Here is a 13,168-nt window from a genome sequence, read left to right on the forward strand (position 1 = left end):
CATGACCTGGCAAGGAGTCATGCTCATGCAAGGACGCGCAGCACATGCCGGAAAACGAACGTCGGCCGCCGCGAACGGGTTCGGCTGGGGCAGCCCCTGATGGGCAGTGGCAACGCCAGATGATGATGGCGGTGGCCTGGGTCGGCCCGCTCGTCTCGACTCTCGCCCTGCCGCCTGAGGAACTCACCGACTTCCTGTGGCGGCACGCGACCGACGATGACGGGTTGCAGCACCTCCGCGTCAGGTCGGTCCAGGACGAAATGATGATCTTCGGCTTTCTCATGGCTGACAGCGAGCCGCAGGCTCGCACCATCCTCAGGAATCTCACCCGGAAGACGATCAGCAACGAGCCGCGACTGTGGCTGTGGCGGATCGTCTGAAGCCGGACCACCACACCCCGGAAGGGAACTCTCACCATGCTTGAAGACGCCCGTCAGCGCCTCGCCGCCGGCACACTCGGCGTTCTCGCCACCGCCGCGTTCGGCACCATCGTCGCAACCCCGGCGCAGGCCGCCACCACGCAGGAGGTGTCGACCGCCGACAGCGCGCAGTCCGACATCCGCGCCTCCCTGGCGCTGGCGACGGTCAGCAGCATCGACACCGCCCCTGCCGCCAGCGTCGCCTGCATCGTCGCAGGCTGATCCCGGATCTCAACAACAGGAGGCCGATCGTGTCGCCCACCTCGGACGCCCTGCACGTCGACTGCCACGCATACGGAGTCTTTCCGTACGTGGGGTGCAACGAGCTGATGAACCAGTTGCTCCCGCGCATCCAGCGCGAGCGCCCCGACTTCATCAGGCGGTTCGCCAGAACCATCGTCACCCTGGCCCCGGACAGCCACGCGATCGTCCTCCAAACGGCCCCTGACCTCGCCTCCATCATCGGTCCGCCAGGCCGGATCCCCTTCACCGCCAACGGCCGTGACGAGGGACTCCATCCCCGCGGCCGCACCAGATGGCTGGCGCACGCCATGGTGGAGCTCCTGGGGCTCTGGTGGCGGGACGGCGAGCAAGTCGTGTTCACCAACGTGGACCAGGCTGACCCGCTCCAGCGGGAGTTCCTCGACATCCTCAGCCGGCGCATCCGTCCGGACCAGGCCCGCATCGTGCTGCAGGGGCACGGGCCGCGCCCGGATCCGGACCTCGCCGGCCCGGACGCCCACGCCGGGCGGGCGGACGAGCTGTCGCGGCTGGGGCGCAGATCACTGGAGCTCACCCTGGTGCCGTACCACCTCGAACGCAGTTCGGCTGAGCCCACCCGCATTGTCGAGGCGTTGGCGGAGGCCGCCCATCACTACTCCGTCGTCGGCTTCTACGAGATCGCCATGCGGCTGGCTCGCGAGGCCCTACGGCACTCGCCGCAGGACGTCCTTACCGAGGGCCGCATGCACAGGATCGTCATCACCTCGCTCATGATGCTGGGACAGCTACGGGAGGCCGAGGCGCTCTGCGCCGACCTGCAGCAGCACACAGACAACCCCGTCACGCTGCTCAACTGTGCCAACGCCCGGGCGCTGATGCACGCCCGACTACACGACCCGCAGGACCGCGACTACGAGATCGGAATCCGCCAACTGGAGGAGTGCCTGCGGCACCTGCGCGACGTCCCAGAGAGCCTGAACCCGGAAGCGAACGCCATCTTCATCGACACCAATCTGCGCGCACTGCTCGAACTGCGTGCCAAACGCCCAGACAGCGCCATGCGGCTGCTGCGCAGCGGGCTGCGGGACCTGAAGCGCGACTTCCCTGACCTCTACGCCTGCGAGGCCGGGGTTTACCTGCAGAACGTCGGACGCCTGCACTACCGCACCCGCAGGTATGCCCTGGCGGCCGAGGCGTTCACCGAGGCCATAGAGCACGAGCCGATGTCCCCCGAGATCTACTTCGAACGGGCCAACAACTGGCGGGCTGCCGGGGACCACCTCCGGGCAGTGCGTGACTACCAACTGGCCGCGGCTGCAGGGCCGGCCTTCCCTCAGATCTCTTTCAACGCCGCCCTGTCGTACGCGGCGATGGGCCGAGACGTTGAGGCGGTCGAGGAGTACGGCAGGGCGCTGGAGCTGGATCCTGGATACGTGAACGCCCTGCTCAACCGCGCCAACCTGCACCACGCGCAGGGCCGCTTCGGCGAGGCCAGACAGGACGTGGAACGAGGCCTCGAACTGAGTCCTGGCCACCCCGACCTGCTCTGCACGCTCGGACTCCTGGCATTGCAGGATCGCGACCACCGGGCCGCGCTGGCCGCCTTCACCGCCGCGCTGGCGGCCCGCCCGGCGATGACGGAGGCCCTGATGAACCGGGCCACGACCTGGTTCGACATGGGACATCCCGCTCAGGCGCTCAAGGACCTCACCCGTGCGCTGTCGATCAGACCAGACGCCGCCACCTACACCAACCGAGGGCTTGTGCATCAATTCATGGGGCGGTGGCAGGAAGCGATCGACGACTACGACCAGGCGCTGCTCCATGAGAGCGTCGACACCGCCATGGTCACCCGCCGTCGCGCCAACTGCACGCGCTCGCTCGCCGGCACTTGAGGCCAGGGCGATGGCCTAGGCATCCACCCTGCAGGGGGTTGCTCCGGGTTCGCCGTCGCCCGCCGCGCCGGCTCACGATGACCCGCGGCGGGGCCGGCACTCCCCTTGCTCCAGGTCAGGGCCGTACGTGCAGCCGGAATCCCGAGCGGCCCGGCGGCTCCAGCCCCTGCTTCAGCTCCAGCGACGGGATCTCGTAGTCGCCGGAGTTCTGCGGCCGGAACGCGATCGGCTCGGTCGACTCCAAGGTCAGCAGCCGCTGTTCCCACGCCTTGGCGATGTCCTGGAAGCCGTCGTCGTCGACCCGGTCCGCGCTGTACAGCACGAACGGCGGCAGCACCTCCAGCCCCGGGTAGTACAGGATCCCGTGCTGGATCGGGAACAGCAGGTCGTCGATCGGCCCGGCGACCCCCCGCTCGGCGTAGTGCGACTCGCGGCCGCCGACGGTCACCGACAGCAGCGCCCGCCTGCCCGCGAGGGTCCCCTCGCCGAACCGCTCGCCGTACTTGACGTCGCTGTGCTCGCCGACGCCGTAGGCGAAGTTGTACGTGAAGACCCGGTCGAACCAGCCCTTGAGGATCGCCGGCATGGTGTACCACCACAGCGGGAACTGGAAGATGACCGTGTCCGCCCACAGCAGCTTGTCCTGCTCGGCGCGGACCTCCGGGGCCAGGGTGCCGGTGTCGAAGGCCCGCCCCGAGTCGGCGGTGACCTTCAGCGGGCTGGAGGCGGACGTCCCGAAGTCCCCGGCGTCCACCACCGCCTTCCAGCCCATCGCGTACAGGTCGCTGACCCGCACCTCGTGCCCGGCCCGCTCCAGCGTGGACACCGCCAGGTCCTTCAGCGCGCCGTTGAGCGAGCGCGGCTCCGGATGCGCATGGACGATCAACGTCTTCATACGAGACTCCTTCCGATCAGGTGCCCCCGATCCTGCGCCTCCGGGCGGCCGGTGTTCAGGGCCGCCGTTTCCTGGGACCGGCAGGGCCACCCTCACCGCGACCTGTCCGCGCGATAGTGGGACCATGGACGATCTCGCGGGTTTCCTGCGCACCCGCCGCTCCCGGATAGACCCGGCCGCGGCGGGCATCCCGGCCGCCGGCCGCCGGCGCGTCCAAGGGCTGCGCCGCGAGGAGGTCGCGCACCTGGCCGGGGTGAGCGTGGACTACTACGTACGCCTCGAACAGGGCCGCGCCACCCAGCCCTCGGAACAGGTCCTCGACGCGCTGGCGCGGGTGCTGGAGCTGGACGACACCGAACGCGATCACCTGCACCGGCTGGCCCGCCAGCGCCGCCGCACGGCCAGGTCACCCACGGGGCGGCTGCGGCCCGAACTGCTGCGCGTCCTGGACCTGATCAGCGGCGCGCCGGCGCTCATCCTGGACCACCGCCTCGACGCCGCCGCCGGCAACCGCCTGGCCGAGCTGCTGTACGGCCGCCCGATGAAGGGCCTGAACACGGCCCGGCACCTCTTCCTGCAGGAGAGCGGGCGCGGCCTGTACGGCGACTGGGACCAGTGCACCCGCGACGTGGTCGGGCACCTGCGTCTGGCGGCCGGCAAGTATCCCGAGGATCCGCGCCTGGCCTCGCTGATCGGGGAGCTGGCGATGGGCAGCGAGCGCTTCCGGCGTCTGTGGGCCCGCGCGGACGTGCGCACCCGGACCCACGCGCGCAAGGCCTACCGGCACCCCCTGGTCGGCGACCTGGAGCTGCATCAGGAGAACTTCACCCTGCCGGATGAGTCGGGCCTGGAACTGGTGGTGCTCTCGGCGGCTCCCGGCAGCCCCGCCGAGGACGCCCTGCGGCTCCTGGCCGGGCTGGACGCCGACGCGCGCCCCGCGGCGGACGCGCGACGGGGCAGGTGACGGCCGTCAGGCCGCGTCATGTGCCTGAGGTCTCGGCTCGTCGCCGCGGTGGTCCTGGCGGGTACGCCCCCGGTAGGCGCGGCGGTAGGCCGTCGGCGTGGTGGCGGCGTCGCGATGCAGGTGGGTGCGCAGGTTGGCCGCCGTGCCCAGTCCGGAGCGTCGCGCCACCTCGTCCACGGGCAGGTCCGTCTGCTCCAGCAGGCGCCGCGCCTCGAGAACGCGCTGGGCGGCGAGCCAGCGGTGCGGCGTCATCCCGGTTTCGGCGGTGAACCGGCGGGCGAAGGTGCGCGCGGACCAGCCCGCCTGCCGGGCGAGGCCGGCGACGGTCAGCGGCTCGGCCAGGTGCCGCAGCGCCCACTCGCAGACGGCTGCCAGGCCTTCCCCGCCGGGTGGCAGCGGGCGTTCCAGGAACTGGGACTGGCCGCCCTCCCGGTGGGGGGCGACGACCAGGCGGCGGGCGACGCGGACCGCGGCCTCCGCGCCGTGGTCGGCGCGCACGAGGTGGAGGCACAGGTCGATGCCGGCCGCGAAGCCGGCGCTGGTGAGGGTTCGTCCGCCGTCGGCGTACAGCACGTCGGGGTCGACGTCCACCGCCGGGTAGCGCGCGGCGAGGGCGGGGGCGTCCACCCAGTGCGTGGTGGCCGCGCGGCCGTCCAGCAGGCCGGCCGCGGCCAGCGCGAACGCGCCCGTGCAGATCGAGACGACCCGGGCGCCGCGCGCGGAGGCGGCGCGCAGGGCGTCCAGCACCCGGGCGGAGGGCTCCTCCGGCGGCGCGTAGCCGGGCACGACCACGGTGTCGGCCGTGTCGAGCGCGTCGAGCCCTCGCGTGATCCGCACGTCGAACCCGTTGGTCGTGGGAACGTGCCCGGGAGTCTCGGCGCACACGGCGAAGGAGTAGCCGTCCCCGCCGAACACCTCGGCCGGGATGGCCAGGTCGAACATCACCACCGACGGCAGCGCCAGGGCGACGACACGATGCATGGCAGGATTCTTGCGTATCGGGGCATTTCTGTCACTCGTCGCCTCCCCGTCCCGTGGCCCAGGATCTGGTGCGGGGTCACCACTGGTACATCTGACGGAGGAATGACGTGATCTTCCTGGACGCGCGCACGTTCCACGCCGAGCGGGCCTGGGGCGCCGCCGACATCACCGAGATCGACACCGCCACAGTGCGCCTGCACTGGACCGACAGGCCGTACGTCTGGCACGTCAACGACGGGCCGGAGGTGTTCGTCGTCCTGGACGGCGCGGTGGACATGCACTACCGGAGCGACGGCGAGGAACGCGTCCGGCGGCTGACGCCCGGCGACGTCTGCGCCGTCGAGCCCGGCGACGAGCACGTCGCGCATCCCGCGCCGGAGGCGCGCGTCCTGGTCATCGAGCGCAAGGGCAGCGTCTGAGTGCCGGCGTCGGGCGTCAGCCGGCTCACCGCCCGGCGGCCCGCGCGGGGATGACGGCGTCGAGCAGGCCGGGGAACGCCTGGTCCATCTCGGTGCGGCGCAGCGCGTTCAGGCGCGAGGTGCCCACGTAGTACTGCCTGATCAGGCCGGCCTCGCGCAGCACCTTGAAGTGATGGGTGGCGGTGGACTTGCTGACGGAGATGTCGAAGGCGCCGCAGGCGATGTCCTCCCCCGCCGCGTCGAGCTGCGCGACGATGCTCCGGCGGACCGGGTCCACGAGCGCCTCCAGCACCCGCTGCAGGTCGAACCGGTCCATCTCCGGGTGGGGCGGGGTACGTTCCATGACTTCATAGTACGATGACCGTCGAAATTCGATGACTATCGTACTTGTGCGGCGGGAAGGAAGGCGCATGGCCAGGACCGTGCTGTTCCACGAGCTGGGCGGGCCCGAGGTGATGAGGCTGGAGGACCACGACCCCGGTGAGCCGGGACCGGGCGAGGCGCGCATCCGGGTAGAGGCGATCGGCGTCAACAGGGCCGAGGCCCTGTTCAGGAGCGGCCACTACATCGAGCCGGTCAAGCGGCTGCCCGCCAGGCTCGGCTCCGAGGCCGCCGGCACGATCGAGGCGGTCGGCCCGGGCGTGACCGGCTTCGCACCGGGACAGCCGGTCAGCGTCGTGCCGAACTTCTCCCAGAACGACTACGGCGTCTACGCCGAGCGGGCGATCGTGCCGGTCACCGCGCTGCTGCCCCGGCCCGCCCAGGTGGACGCCGTCTCGGGTGCGGCCGTGTGGATGCCGTACCTGACCGCCTACGGCGCGATGGTGGAGATCGGCCGCCTGCGGGCGGGCGACGTGGCGGTGGTGAACGCGGCCTCCAGCAGCGTCGGCCTGGCCGCGATCCACACCGCCGACCGCCTGGGCGCCGTCCCGGTGGCCGTCACCCGCACCCGCGCCAAGGCCGGGCAGCTGATCGACGAGGGCGCGGCGGAGGTCATCGTCTCCGACGAGGAGGACGTGGCCGGACGCGTGCTGGAGCTGACCGGCGGCCGGGGAGCCCGGCACGTCTTCGACGCCGTCGCCGGTCCTGGCGTGACCGAGCTGGCCCGGGCGGTGGCGGCCGACGGGACGCTGTGGCTGTGGGGGGCGCTCAGCGGGCAGCCGACCCCGTATCCCGGGTTCGAGCTGGGCATGCCCGCCCTGAACATGCGGACGTACACGATGCTGGAGATCGCCAGGGACCCGAGGCGGCTGGGCCGCGCCACCGCGTTCGTCGGCTCGGGGCTGCGCAGCGGAGCGTTCCGGCCGGTGGTGGACCGCGTGTTCCCGCTGGAGGAGATCGTGCGGGCGCATCGGCACCTGGAGTCCAACACCCAGTTCGGCAAGATCGTGGTCACGGTGGACCATCGGTCATGACAGGGCCGTTTCGCGGGGTGCGGGCCAGCGCTCCAGCACGGCGTGCAGGGCGTCGAGGCAGCGGGTCCAGGAGTCCTCGGCCGGGCGCGGGTGCGCGAACCCGCCGGCGGCCTCCAGGCTGACGAAGCCGTGGAGCGTGCTGCGCACCAGCCGGGCCGCGTCGGTCAGGTCGGGCTCGTCCAGCGCGTAGGCGCGCAGCATGCTGGAGGTCAGATCGACCGCACGCAGCGGTCCGGGCGCCCGCCCGGCCGGCCCGGGATCGGGCCGCGCCGTGAGCTGGGTCGCGCTGTAGCGGCCGGGATGGGCGTGGGCGTAGGCCCGCCAGGCGTTCGCGAACGCCGTCAGCGCGTCCTTCCCGGCCCGCCCGGCGGTGGCCTCGGCGATGCGGATCGTCTTCTCGTCCGCCGCCAGGAGCGCGATCCGGCCGCGCAGGTCCTCCAGGCCGCGTACGTGCGCGTACAGGCTCGCGTCCCTCACCCCGAGCCGCCGCGCCACCGCCGACATGGTCACGTGGTCGAGCCCGACCTCGTCGGCCAGCTCGGCGCCCGCGAGCGTGACCCGATCCGTCGTCAGCCCCGCCCTGACCATGCGGCCACCATTCCTAGAGCCATCAGCCCCCAACCAGCGGGCCTAGATTAGCGGGTCAGGCGCGAGATCCGGGATCAGGAGGCGCCGGGCAGCATCGGCCGCATGAAGGTGCGCTCGTAGCGCAGGACGCAGCCGCTCTCGTCCCTGATGCGATCCGCCTCGACGAACTCGGGGTCGCGTCCGAACAGCGTCCGGTACTCCTCGTACGCGGCGAGGCTGGGAAAGCTGAACAGGGCGAGCGCCCTGTCGCTGGCGCCCTCCGCCGGCAGGAAGTACCCGTGGTGCGTGCCGCCGTGCCGGTCGACCAGGTCCATCCAGCGGCGCCCGAAGCGTTCGAACGACTCGATCTGCGCCGGGTCGATCACGTACTCCACCACACAAGTAATCACGGGCACCAGGCTAACGGCGGGTCAGTCGATCACCTTGATCTTCTTCATGGTCGGCTGGGAGATCACCCGCGCCACGCCGGGAATCCCGATGATCTTGCCGGTCTGGAACGCCTCGTAGGCCGCGTAGTCGGCGACGAGGACGCGCAGGTGGTAGTCGGGCGTGGCGAACAGCCTGCGGAACTCGACCACCTCGTCGTAGGCGGCGATGGTCCTCTCCAGCTCCTCCAGGGTCTTCAGATCGCTCACGCTCACCTCGATGGAGACGATGACCTCCAGTCCTCCGCCGAGCAGCTCGTGGTCGACGGTCGCCCGGTAGCCGCTGATGACCCCGCTCTCCTCCAGGCGCTTGACCCGTCGCAGGCACGGCGGCGGCGTGAGGCCCACGCGCCTGGCCAGCTCGACGTTGGTCAGCCGGCCGTCACGCTGCAGATGAAACAATATCTGCCGATCGATGTCATCCAGTGCCAGAATATTGCGCATATGTGCAGCGTACAGCCATGACTCGCAACCACATGAGGCCTTTCACGTCCTAGAATTGCTTGGTCACTTACGGCTGAGCCCTCAGCAGAGAGATGGTCGCTATGGATCGTGTGGCACAGGTCGAAGCCTGGCTGGACAGCCGGAGTGAGGAGATGGCCCGGCTGCTGGAGCGGCTGGTGGCCGTGGAGTCCGAGAACCCGCCCGGCCGCGCGCTGGGCCGGTGCGCCGCGATCCTGCGGCAGGAGATGGAGCGGCTCGGCCTCTCCCCGGAGGTCATCGACATCGCCGACGCGCCCGCCCACCTGGAGGACCCGTGCGTCGTGCGCGGCACCACCAGTGGCACCGCCGGCGACGGCGACCGGCTGGTCTACTTCCACGGCCACTTCGACGTGGTCCCCGCCCAGCACCCGGCCCAGTTCACCGCGCGGCGGCAGGACGGCAGGATCATCGGGCGCGGCGCCGCCGACATGAAGGGCGGCATCGTCAGCATGCTGTACGGCGCCGCCGCGGCCCAGGAGCTGGGCCTGCTCGGCGACGGCCGGATCGTCGTGCACCTGGTCTGCGACGAGGAGACCGGCAGTGTGGTGGGCGCCGGGCACCTGCGCGCCGCCGGGCTGATCGACCCGGCCGCGCTCGCCATGCTCACCGCGGAGCCCAGCGGCGGCGGCATCTGGAACGCCGCCCGCGGCGCGATCTCCCTGCGCGTCGACATCCAGGGGCGCGAGGCGCACGTCGGCCAGGCGAACACCGGCGTGAACGCCTTCGAGCACCTGCTGCACGTCGCCCGCCCGGTCGAGCGCTACGCCGCCGAGATGGCCGGGCGGCACACCGCCACCCCGATGCACCCCGACGACGCCACCGGCACCATGATCGTGGTCGGCGGCCTGTTCGGCGGCGGCTCCAACTTCAACGTGGTGCCCGGCTCCGCGTACTTCACGGTCGACGGGCGCTACAACCCGGAGGAGGACCTGGCGGTCGAGCTCAAGCGGCTGACCGCCCTCATCGAGGACGCCGCCGCGGAGGTCGGCGCGCGGGTGTCGATCACCACGACGCAGTCGCAGCCCTCCGCCCACACCGCGCCGGACCACCCGGCCGCCGCCGCGCTGGCACGCGTCGTCGCCGGCGTCCAGGGCGCCCCGGCGCGCTTCGAGATGTGCGCGGGAATCCTGGAGATCCGCTGGTACGCCCAGCTCGGCATCCCCGCCTTCGGCTTCGGGCCCGGCCGGCTGGACGTCTCCCACGGTCCCGGGGAGTACGTCGAGGAGGCCGCCGTGCGCCGCTGCGCCGCCGTCTACGCCCTGTACGCCGGCGACCTGCTGGCCTGACCTCCTGCACCCGTGCCCCGCCCAGGCCCTCGGCCCGGGCGGGGCACGGGTCCGCGTCAGTCCAGGTAGTCGCTGACGTAGTCCTCGCACTCGACCTTGAGGTTGCTCTCGGACTGCTTGCAGCCGCGCCAGATGAACTGCTGCCTGCTCACGTCACCGGAGATGGACACGCTGAGCTCCCTGGGGCTTCCGGTGCAGGACACGCCGTCGGTGTACTTCCAGCCGACGAGGGGGTTGTTCCATGAGCTCTTCTTGTACTGCGCGTACACCGTCCAGCCGTCGTTGCACAGGACGTCCTTCACCGTGAAGGAGTTCCGGCCTTTCGTCATGTTCGACGTGCCGGAGTTGAACCAGACCGTGCCCGCCACGTTTCCGGCCGCGTGATAGACGTGCATGCTGCTGGTGGCCGCGTGCGCCACCCCGGTCGACATGACGGTCATGGCGGTCACGCCGAGCACGACCATCGCTTTGGCGACGCTGAGCCGCTTGCGCATACTGGACCTCTCCCGATCCCCCGTGTGCCGGGCCGTCCCGGCACGTTCTCGCGATCATGGGCGATGCTACTGAGACGAAAGCGGGAAAGATAGATCATTATGCGGGATTTATGACCGTATGTTATGGATGCCGTGTTTGCGTGCCCTGGCGAGGTTGGCGGCCAGCTCGTCCCGAGTCTGGTGCTCGTGCGCCAGCCACGCGGGCTGGCCTGGGCCGCTGCGCCAGGACTCGCTGAGCGGGCTGTTGTCGACGGTGTCGAAGCCGAACTGGTCGTACAGCCGCGTCACGAGTTCCACGGCTTCGGGAAAGTCGCTCGAAGCCGACAACGCCAGCCGGCCGGGGGTGCCCGCCGGGAGGCCCGCGGTGGTGATGCGGGGAGCCTGGATGTGGGTGAAGGCCTTGACGACCTTGGACCTCGGGAGATGCTCCTGGCGCAGCTCGTGCACGGTCTTCTCGCCCGAGTCGAGGACCGGGATGTGGCCGTCGCGCCAGACCATGTAGTTGTTCGTGTCCAGCACGATCTTGCCCGCCAGCTCCTCCGCCGGCATGTCGTTGACCACCTTGAGAGGGACCGCCACGACCGCGAAGTCCCCGGCCGCGGCGGCCTCGGCGGCGGTCGCGGCACGCGCCGACGGGCCGAGCTCCGCGACGAGGTCCCGCAGGGTCTCGGGTCCTCGTGAGTTGGCGATGACGACCTCGTACCCGTTCGCGATCGCCGCCCGCGCGATCTGACTGCCGACCTCGCCCGCGCCGATGATGCCTATGACTGTCATGGGTTCTGCCTGTCTCTCGTGGATGTCACCGGACGCCCCGCGCCTCGCCGGATGGGGCTCAGATCTGGTTCAGGCCGCCGTCGACGTACAGGCTCGAACCGGTGATGAAGCTGCTCTGGTCCGAGGCCAGGAAGGCCACCGCGGCGGCGATCTCCTCCGGGCGGCCGAGCCGGCCCAGCGGCACGTGCGCGGCCAGCTGCCGCCTGAGACCCGCGGCCTGCTCGGGGTCGGGAGCGAGCCCCGACAGGCCGGGGGTATCGGTCGGGCCGGGGGTGATGGTGTTGACCCGGATGCCGCGGCCCTTGAGCTCGTTGGCCCAGGTCCTGGAGAACGACCGGGTGGCGGCCTTGGTCGCCGCGTACACGCCGAACGCCGCGTCGCCGGCGTCCACGTTGGTGGAACCGTTCAGGATCACCGAGGCGCCGTCGTTGAGCAGGGGCAGCGCTTTCTGGACGGTGAACAGCGTGCCCCGGACGTTGACGCCGAAGAGCGCGTCGAAGTGCTCCTCGGTGATCTGCTCCAGCGGCACGAACGCGGCGATGGAGGCGTTGGCGAACAGCACGTCCAGCCCGCGTCCCCGGCCGCGGATCGTCTCGTAGAGCCGGTCCAGGTCGGCCAGGTTGGCGATGTCGCCGATCACCGCGGTGGCCGCCTGCCCGATCACGTCGACGGCCGCGTCGAGCTCTGCCCTGCGCCGGCCGGTGATGAACACGTGCGCGCCCTCGGCCGCCAGTCGGACGGCACTGGCCAGGCCGATGCCGGTGCTGCCTCCGGTGACCAGAGCGGTCTTGCCCTCCAGCAGTCCCATCTCCATGACCTCCTGTTATTTTTGTATCGATCGATGCGGAATTCGAACCCTAGCACTTCTGTAGCGATCGATGCGAAAGAGGTAGGCTGCCGGTGTGGAGACCAGACGGAGCGGCCCCATTGGACGGCCGCGAGGATTCGATCCCGACGAAGCACTCGAGCGCGCCATGCTGGTCTTCTGGGAGCACGGCTACGAGGGAGCCAGCCTGGCCGGTCTGACCGGCGCCATGGGGATCTCCACCACCAGCATGTACGCGGCCTTCGGCAACAAGGAGGAGCTGTTCCGCAAGGCCCTGCAGCGCTACAGCGAAGGCCCGAGCGCCTACCTGCCCCGCGCCCTGGAGGAGCCGACCGCCCTCGGCGTCGCCACCGCGATCCTGACCGGCGTCATCCGGGCCACCACCCGCCCGGCCGCTCCCCGAGGGTGCCTGGGCGTCCAGAGCGCCCTGGTCACCGGCGACTCCGGGGGGGGCGTCCGCGACCTACTGGCCGCCTGGCGCAACGACGGCTGCGCCCGCGTCAGGGAACGGTTCCAGCGGGCCGTCGACGACGGCGACCTGCCTCCGGAGACCGATCCCGGGCTCCTGGCCCGCTACGTCACCACCCTGGTCTTCGGCATCGCCGTGCAGGCCGCGAGCGGTGTGGGCCGCGACGAGCTCCAGGCCATGGCCGACGCCGCCCTGCGCGCCTGGCCGCCCCGCTGAGCCTCCGCGCCGCGCTTGTCCCGTACGGACCTCTCCTGGGCGTCGGCGAGCTCGTCGCCGTGGTCCTGGACCCAGCGGCCGAGAGCCCGCAGCGGGCCGTCGACCAGGCTCTGCCCCAGGCCGGTGAGGCCGTACTCGACACGCGGCGGAGCTTCGGCGTGGGCGCGGCGGTCGATCAGCCCGCTGGCGAGCAGCCGGTGCAGCGCCTGGGTCAGCACCTTGTCGCTGACGCCGCCGATGGCCTCGCGCAGCTCGCGCCGCCGGCGCGGCCCGGAGGTGAGAGCCATCAGGACCACGGGATCCCACGTGTGGGCGAACAGATCGGTCGCCGCGCGGATGCGGCAGTCCGCCACGAACTCCTCGCAATCCATGGTCGACTCCTCTCCCCCGGCCATTG

Annotated in this window: 18 protein-coding genes; 8 read left to right on the forward strand and 10 right to left on the reverse strand. The window is 71.1% G+C overall.

What is annotated here, in order from left to right; translation table 11 throughout:
- Window positions 1-44: 44 nt before the first annotated feature.
- The 3 genes from OUY22_RS14115 to OUY22_RS14125 are packed head-to-tail and all read left to right on the forward strand — an operon-like array spanning window position 45 to window position 2,536.
- Entirely contained in the window at window positions 45-380 is a 336-nt protein-coding gene (locus OUY22_RS14115) for a hypothetical protein (protein ID WP_270155375.1), read from the forward strand.
- Window positions 381-416: 36 nt separating this feature from the next.
- Window positions 417-641, forward strand: coding sequence for a hypothetical protein (locus OUY22_RS14120; RefSeq protein ID WP_270155376.1), 225 nt, complete (start codon window positions 417-419; stop codon window positions 639-641).
- Window positions 642-670: 29 nt separating this feature from the next.
- On the forward strand, window positions 671-2,536 hold the full coding sequence (locus OUY22_RS14125) for a tetratricopeptide repeat protein (RefSeq protein WP_270155377.1): 1,866 nt from the start codon (window positions 671-673) through the stop codon (window positions 2,534-2,536).
- 115 nt (window positions 2,537-2,651) lie between these two features.
- On the opposite strand, the gene OUY22_RS14130 is transcribed toward OUY22_RS14125, so the two are convergent.
- Window positions 2,652-3,431: an NAD(P)H-dependent oxidoreductase gene (locus OUY22_RS14130; protein ID WP_270155378.1), complete on the reverse strand. Its 780-nt coding sequence runs from the start codon at window positions 3,429-3,431 to the stop codon at window positions 2,652-2,654.
- A gap of 124 nt (window positions 3,432-3,555) precedes the next feature.
- Between OUY22_RS14130 and OUY22_RS14135 the strand changes: the two genes are divergently transcribed.
- Window positions 3,556-4,395 carry a helix-turn-helix transcriptional regulator gene (locus OUY22_RS14135; RefSeq protein WP_270155379.1) on the forward strand — a complete coding sequence of 280 codons (840 nt, stop codon included), beginning with the start codon at window positions 3,556-3,558 and terminating at the stop codon, window positions 4,393-4,395.
- A 6-nt stretch (window positions 4,396-4,401) separates the two neighbouring features.
- Here the strand turns inward: OUY22_RS14135 and OUY22_RS14140 are convergent, their stop codons facing one another.
- Window positions 4,402-5,376, reverse strand: coding sequence for a helix-turn-helix domain-containing protein (locus OUY22_RS14140; RefSeq protein ID WP_270155380.1), 975 nt, complete (start codon window positions 5,374-5,376; stop codon window positions 4,402-4,404).
- A gap of 107 nt (window positions 5,377-5,483) precedes the next feature.
- On the opposite strand from OUY22_RS14140, the gene OUY22_RS14145 reads away from it, so the two are divergent.
- On the forward strand, window positions 5,484-5,795 hold the full coding sequence (locus OUY22_RS14145; RefSeq protein ID WP_270155381.1) for a cupin domain-containing protein: 312 nt from the start codon (window positions 5,484-5,486) through the stop codon (window positions 5,793-5,795).
- 25 nt (window positions 5,796-5,820) lie between these two features.
- On the opposite strand, the gene OUY22_RS14150 is transcribed toward OUY22_RS14145, so the two are convergent.
- On the reverse strand, window positions 5,821-6,138 hold the full coding sequence (locus OUY22_RS14150) for an ArsR/SmtB family transcription factor (protein ID WP_270155382.1): 318 nt from the start codon (window positions 6,136-6,138) through the stop codon (window positions 5,821-5,823).
- 67 nt (window positions 6,139-6,205) lie between these two features.
- Here OUY22_RS14150 and OUY22_RS14155 point away from each other — a divergent pair, with 67 nt between their 5' ends.
- Window positions 6,206-7,210 carry a zinc-dependent alcohol dehydrogenase family protein gene (locus OUY22_RS14155; protein WP_270155383.1) on the forward strand — a complete coding sequence of 335 codons (1,005 nt, stop codon included), beginning with the start codon at window positions 6,206-6,208 and terminating at the stop codon, window positions 7,208-7,210.
- Here OUY22_RS14155 and OUY22_RS14160 read toward each other — a convergent pair.
- From OUY22_RS14160 to OUY22_RS14170, 3 genes are all read right to left on the reverse strand, one after another.
- Window positions 7,205-7,798, reverse strand: a complete 594-nt coding sequence (locus OUY22_RS14160; RefSeq protein ID WP_270155384.1) for a TetR/AcrR family transcriptional regulator — start codon at window positions 7,796-7,798, stop codon at window positions 7,205-7,207. The two genes, OUY22_RS14155 and OUY22_RS14160, sit on opposite strands and share 6 nt — an antisense overlap.
- Window positions 7,799-7,872: 74 nt before the next feature.
- Window positions 7,873-8,187, reverse strand: coding sequence for an NIPSNAP family protein (locus tag OUY22_RS14165; RefSeq protein ID WP_270155385.1), 315 nt, complete (start codon window positions 8,185-8,187; stop codon window positions 7,873-7,875).
- A 21-nt stretch (window positions 8,188-8,208) separates the two neighbouring features.
- Window positions 8,209-8,667, reverse strand: coding sequence for an Lrp/AsnC family transcriptional regulator (locus OUY22_RS14170; protein ID WP_270155386.1), 459 nt, complete (start codon window positions 8,665-8,667; stop codon window positions 8,209-8,211).
- A 101-nt stretch (window positions 8,668-8,768) separates the two neighbouring features.
- On the opposite strand from OUY22_RS14170, the gene OUY22_RS14175 reads away from it, so the two are divergent.
- A complete protein-coding gene (locus OUY22_RS14175) occupies window positions 8,769-9,992 on the forward strand; it encodes a M20 family metallopeptidase (protein ID WP_270155387.1) in 1,224 nt (407 codons plus the stop codon).
- A 56-nt stretch (window positions 9,993-10,048) separates the two neighbouring features.
- On the opposite strand, the gene OUY22_RS14180 is transcribed toward OUY22_RS14175, so the two are convergent.
- From OUY22_RS14180 to OUY22_RS14190, 3 genes are all read right to left on the reverse strand, one after another.
- On the reverse strand, window positions 10,049-10,486 hold the full coding sequence (locus tag OUY22_RS14180) for a hypothetical protein (RefSeq protein ID WP_270155388.1): 438 nt from the start codon (window positions 10,484-10,486) through the stop codon (window positions 10,049-10,051).
- A 108-nt stretch (window positions 10,487-10,594) separates the two neighbouring features.
- Complete coding sequence (locus OUY22_RS14185; RefSeq protein ID WP_270155389.1) at window positions 10,595-11,260, reverse strand: NADPH-dependent F420 reductase; 666 nt, start codon at window positions 11,258-11,260, stop codon at window positions 10,595-10,597.
- Window positions 11,261-11,318: 58 nt separating this feature from the next.
- Window positions 11,319-12,068 carry an SDR family oxidoreductase gene (locus OUY22_RS14190; protein WP_270155393.1) on the reverse strand — a complete coding sequence of 250 codons (750 nt, stop codon included), beginning with the start codon at window positions 12,066-12,068 and terminating at the stop codon, window positions 11,319-11,321.
- Between the two features lie 166 nt (window positions 12,069-12,234).
- Between OUY22_RS14190 and OUY22_RS14195 the strand changes: the two genes are divergently transcribed.
- A complete protein-coding gene (locus OUY22_RS14195; protein WP_270155390.1) occupies window positions 12,235-12,771 on the forward strand; it encodes a TetR/AcrR family transcriptional regulator in 537 nt (178 codons plus the stop codon).
- On the opposite strand, the gene OUY22_RS14200 is transcribed toward OUY22_RS14195, so the two are convergent.
- On the reverse strand, window positions 12,660-13,168 hold a 509-nt coding region (locus OUY22_RS14200; RefSeq protein ID WP_270155391.1), incomplete at its 5' end, for a winged helix-turn-helix transcriptional regulator. The genes OUY22_RS14195 and OUY22_RS14200 overlap by 112 nt on opposite strands.

Origin of the sequence: Nonomuraea corallina, from assembly GCF_027620315.1 — a bacterium.
Taxonomy (GTDB): Bacteria; Actinomycetota; Actinomycetes; order Streptosporangiales; family Streptosporangiaceae; genus Nonomuraea; species Nonomuraea corallina.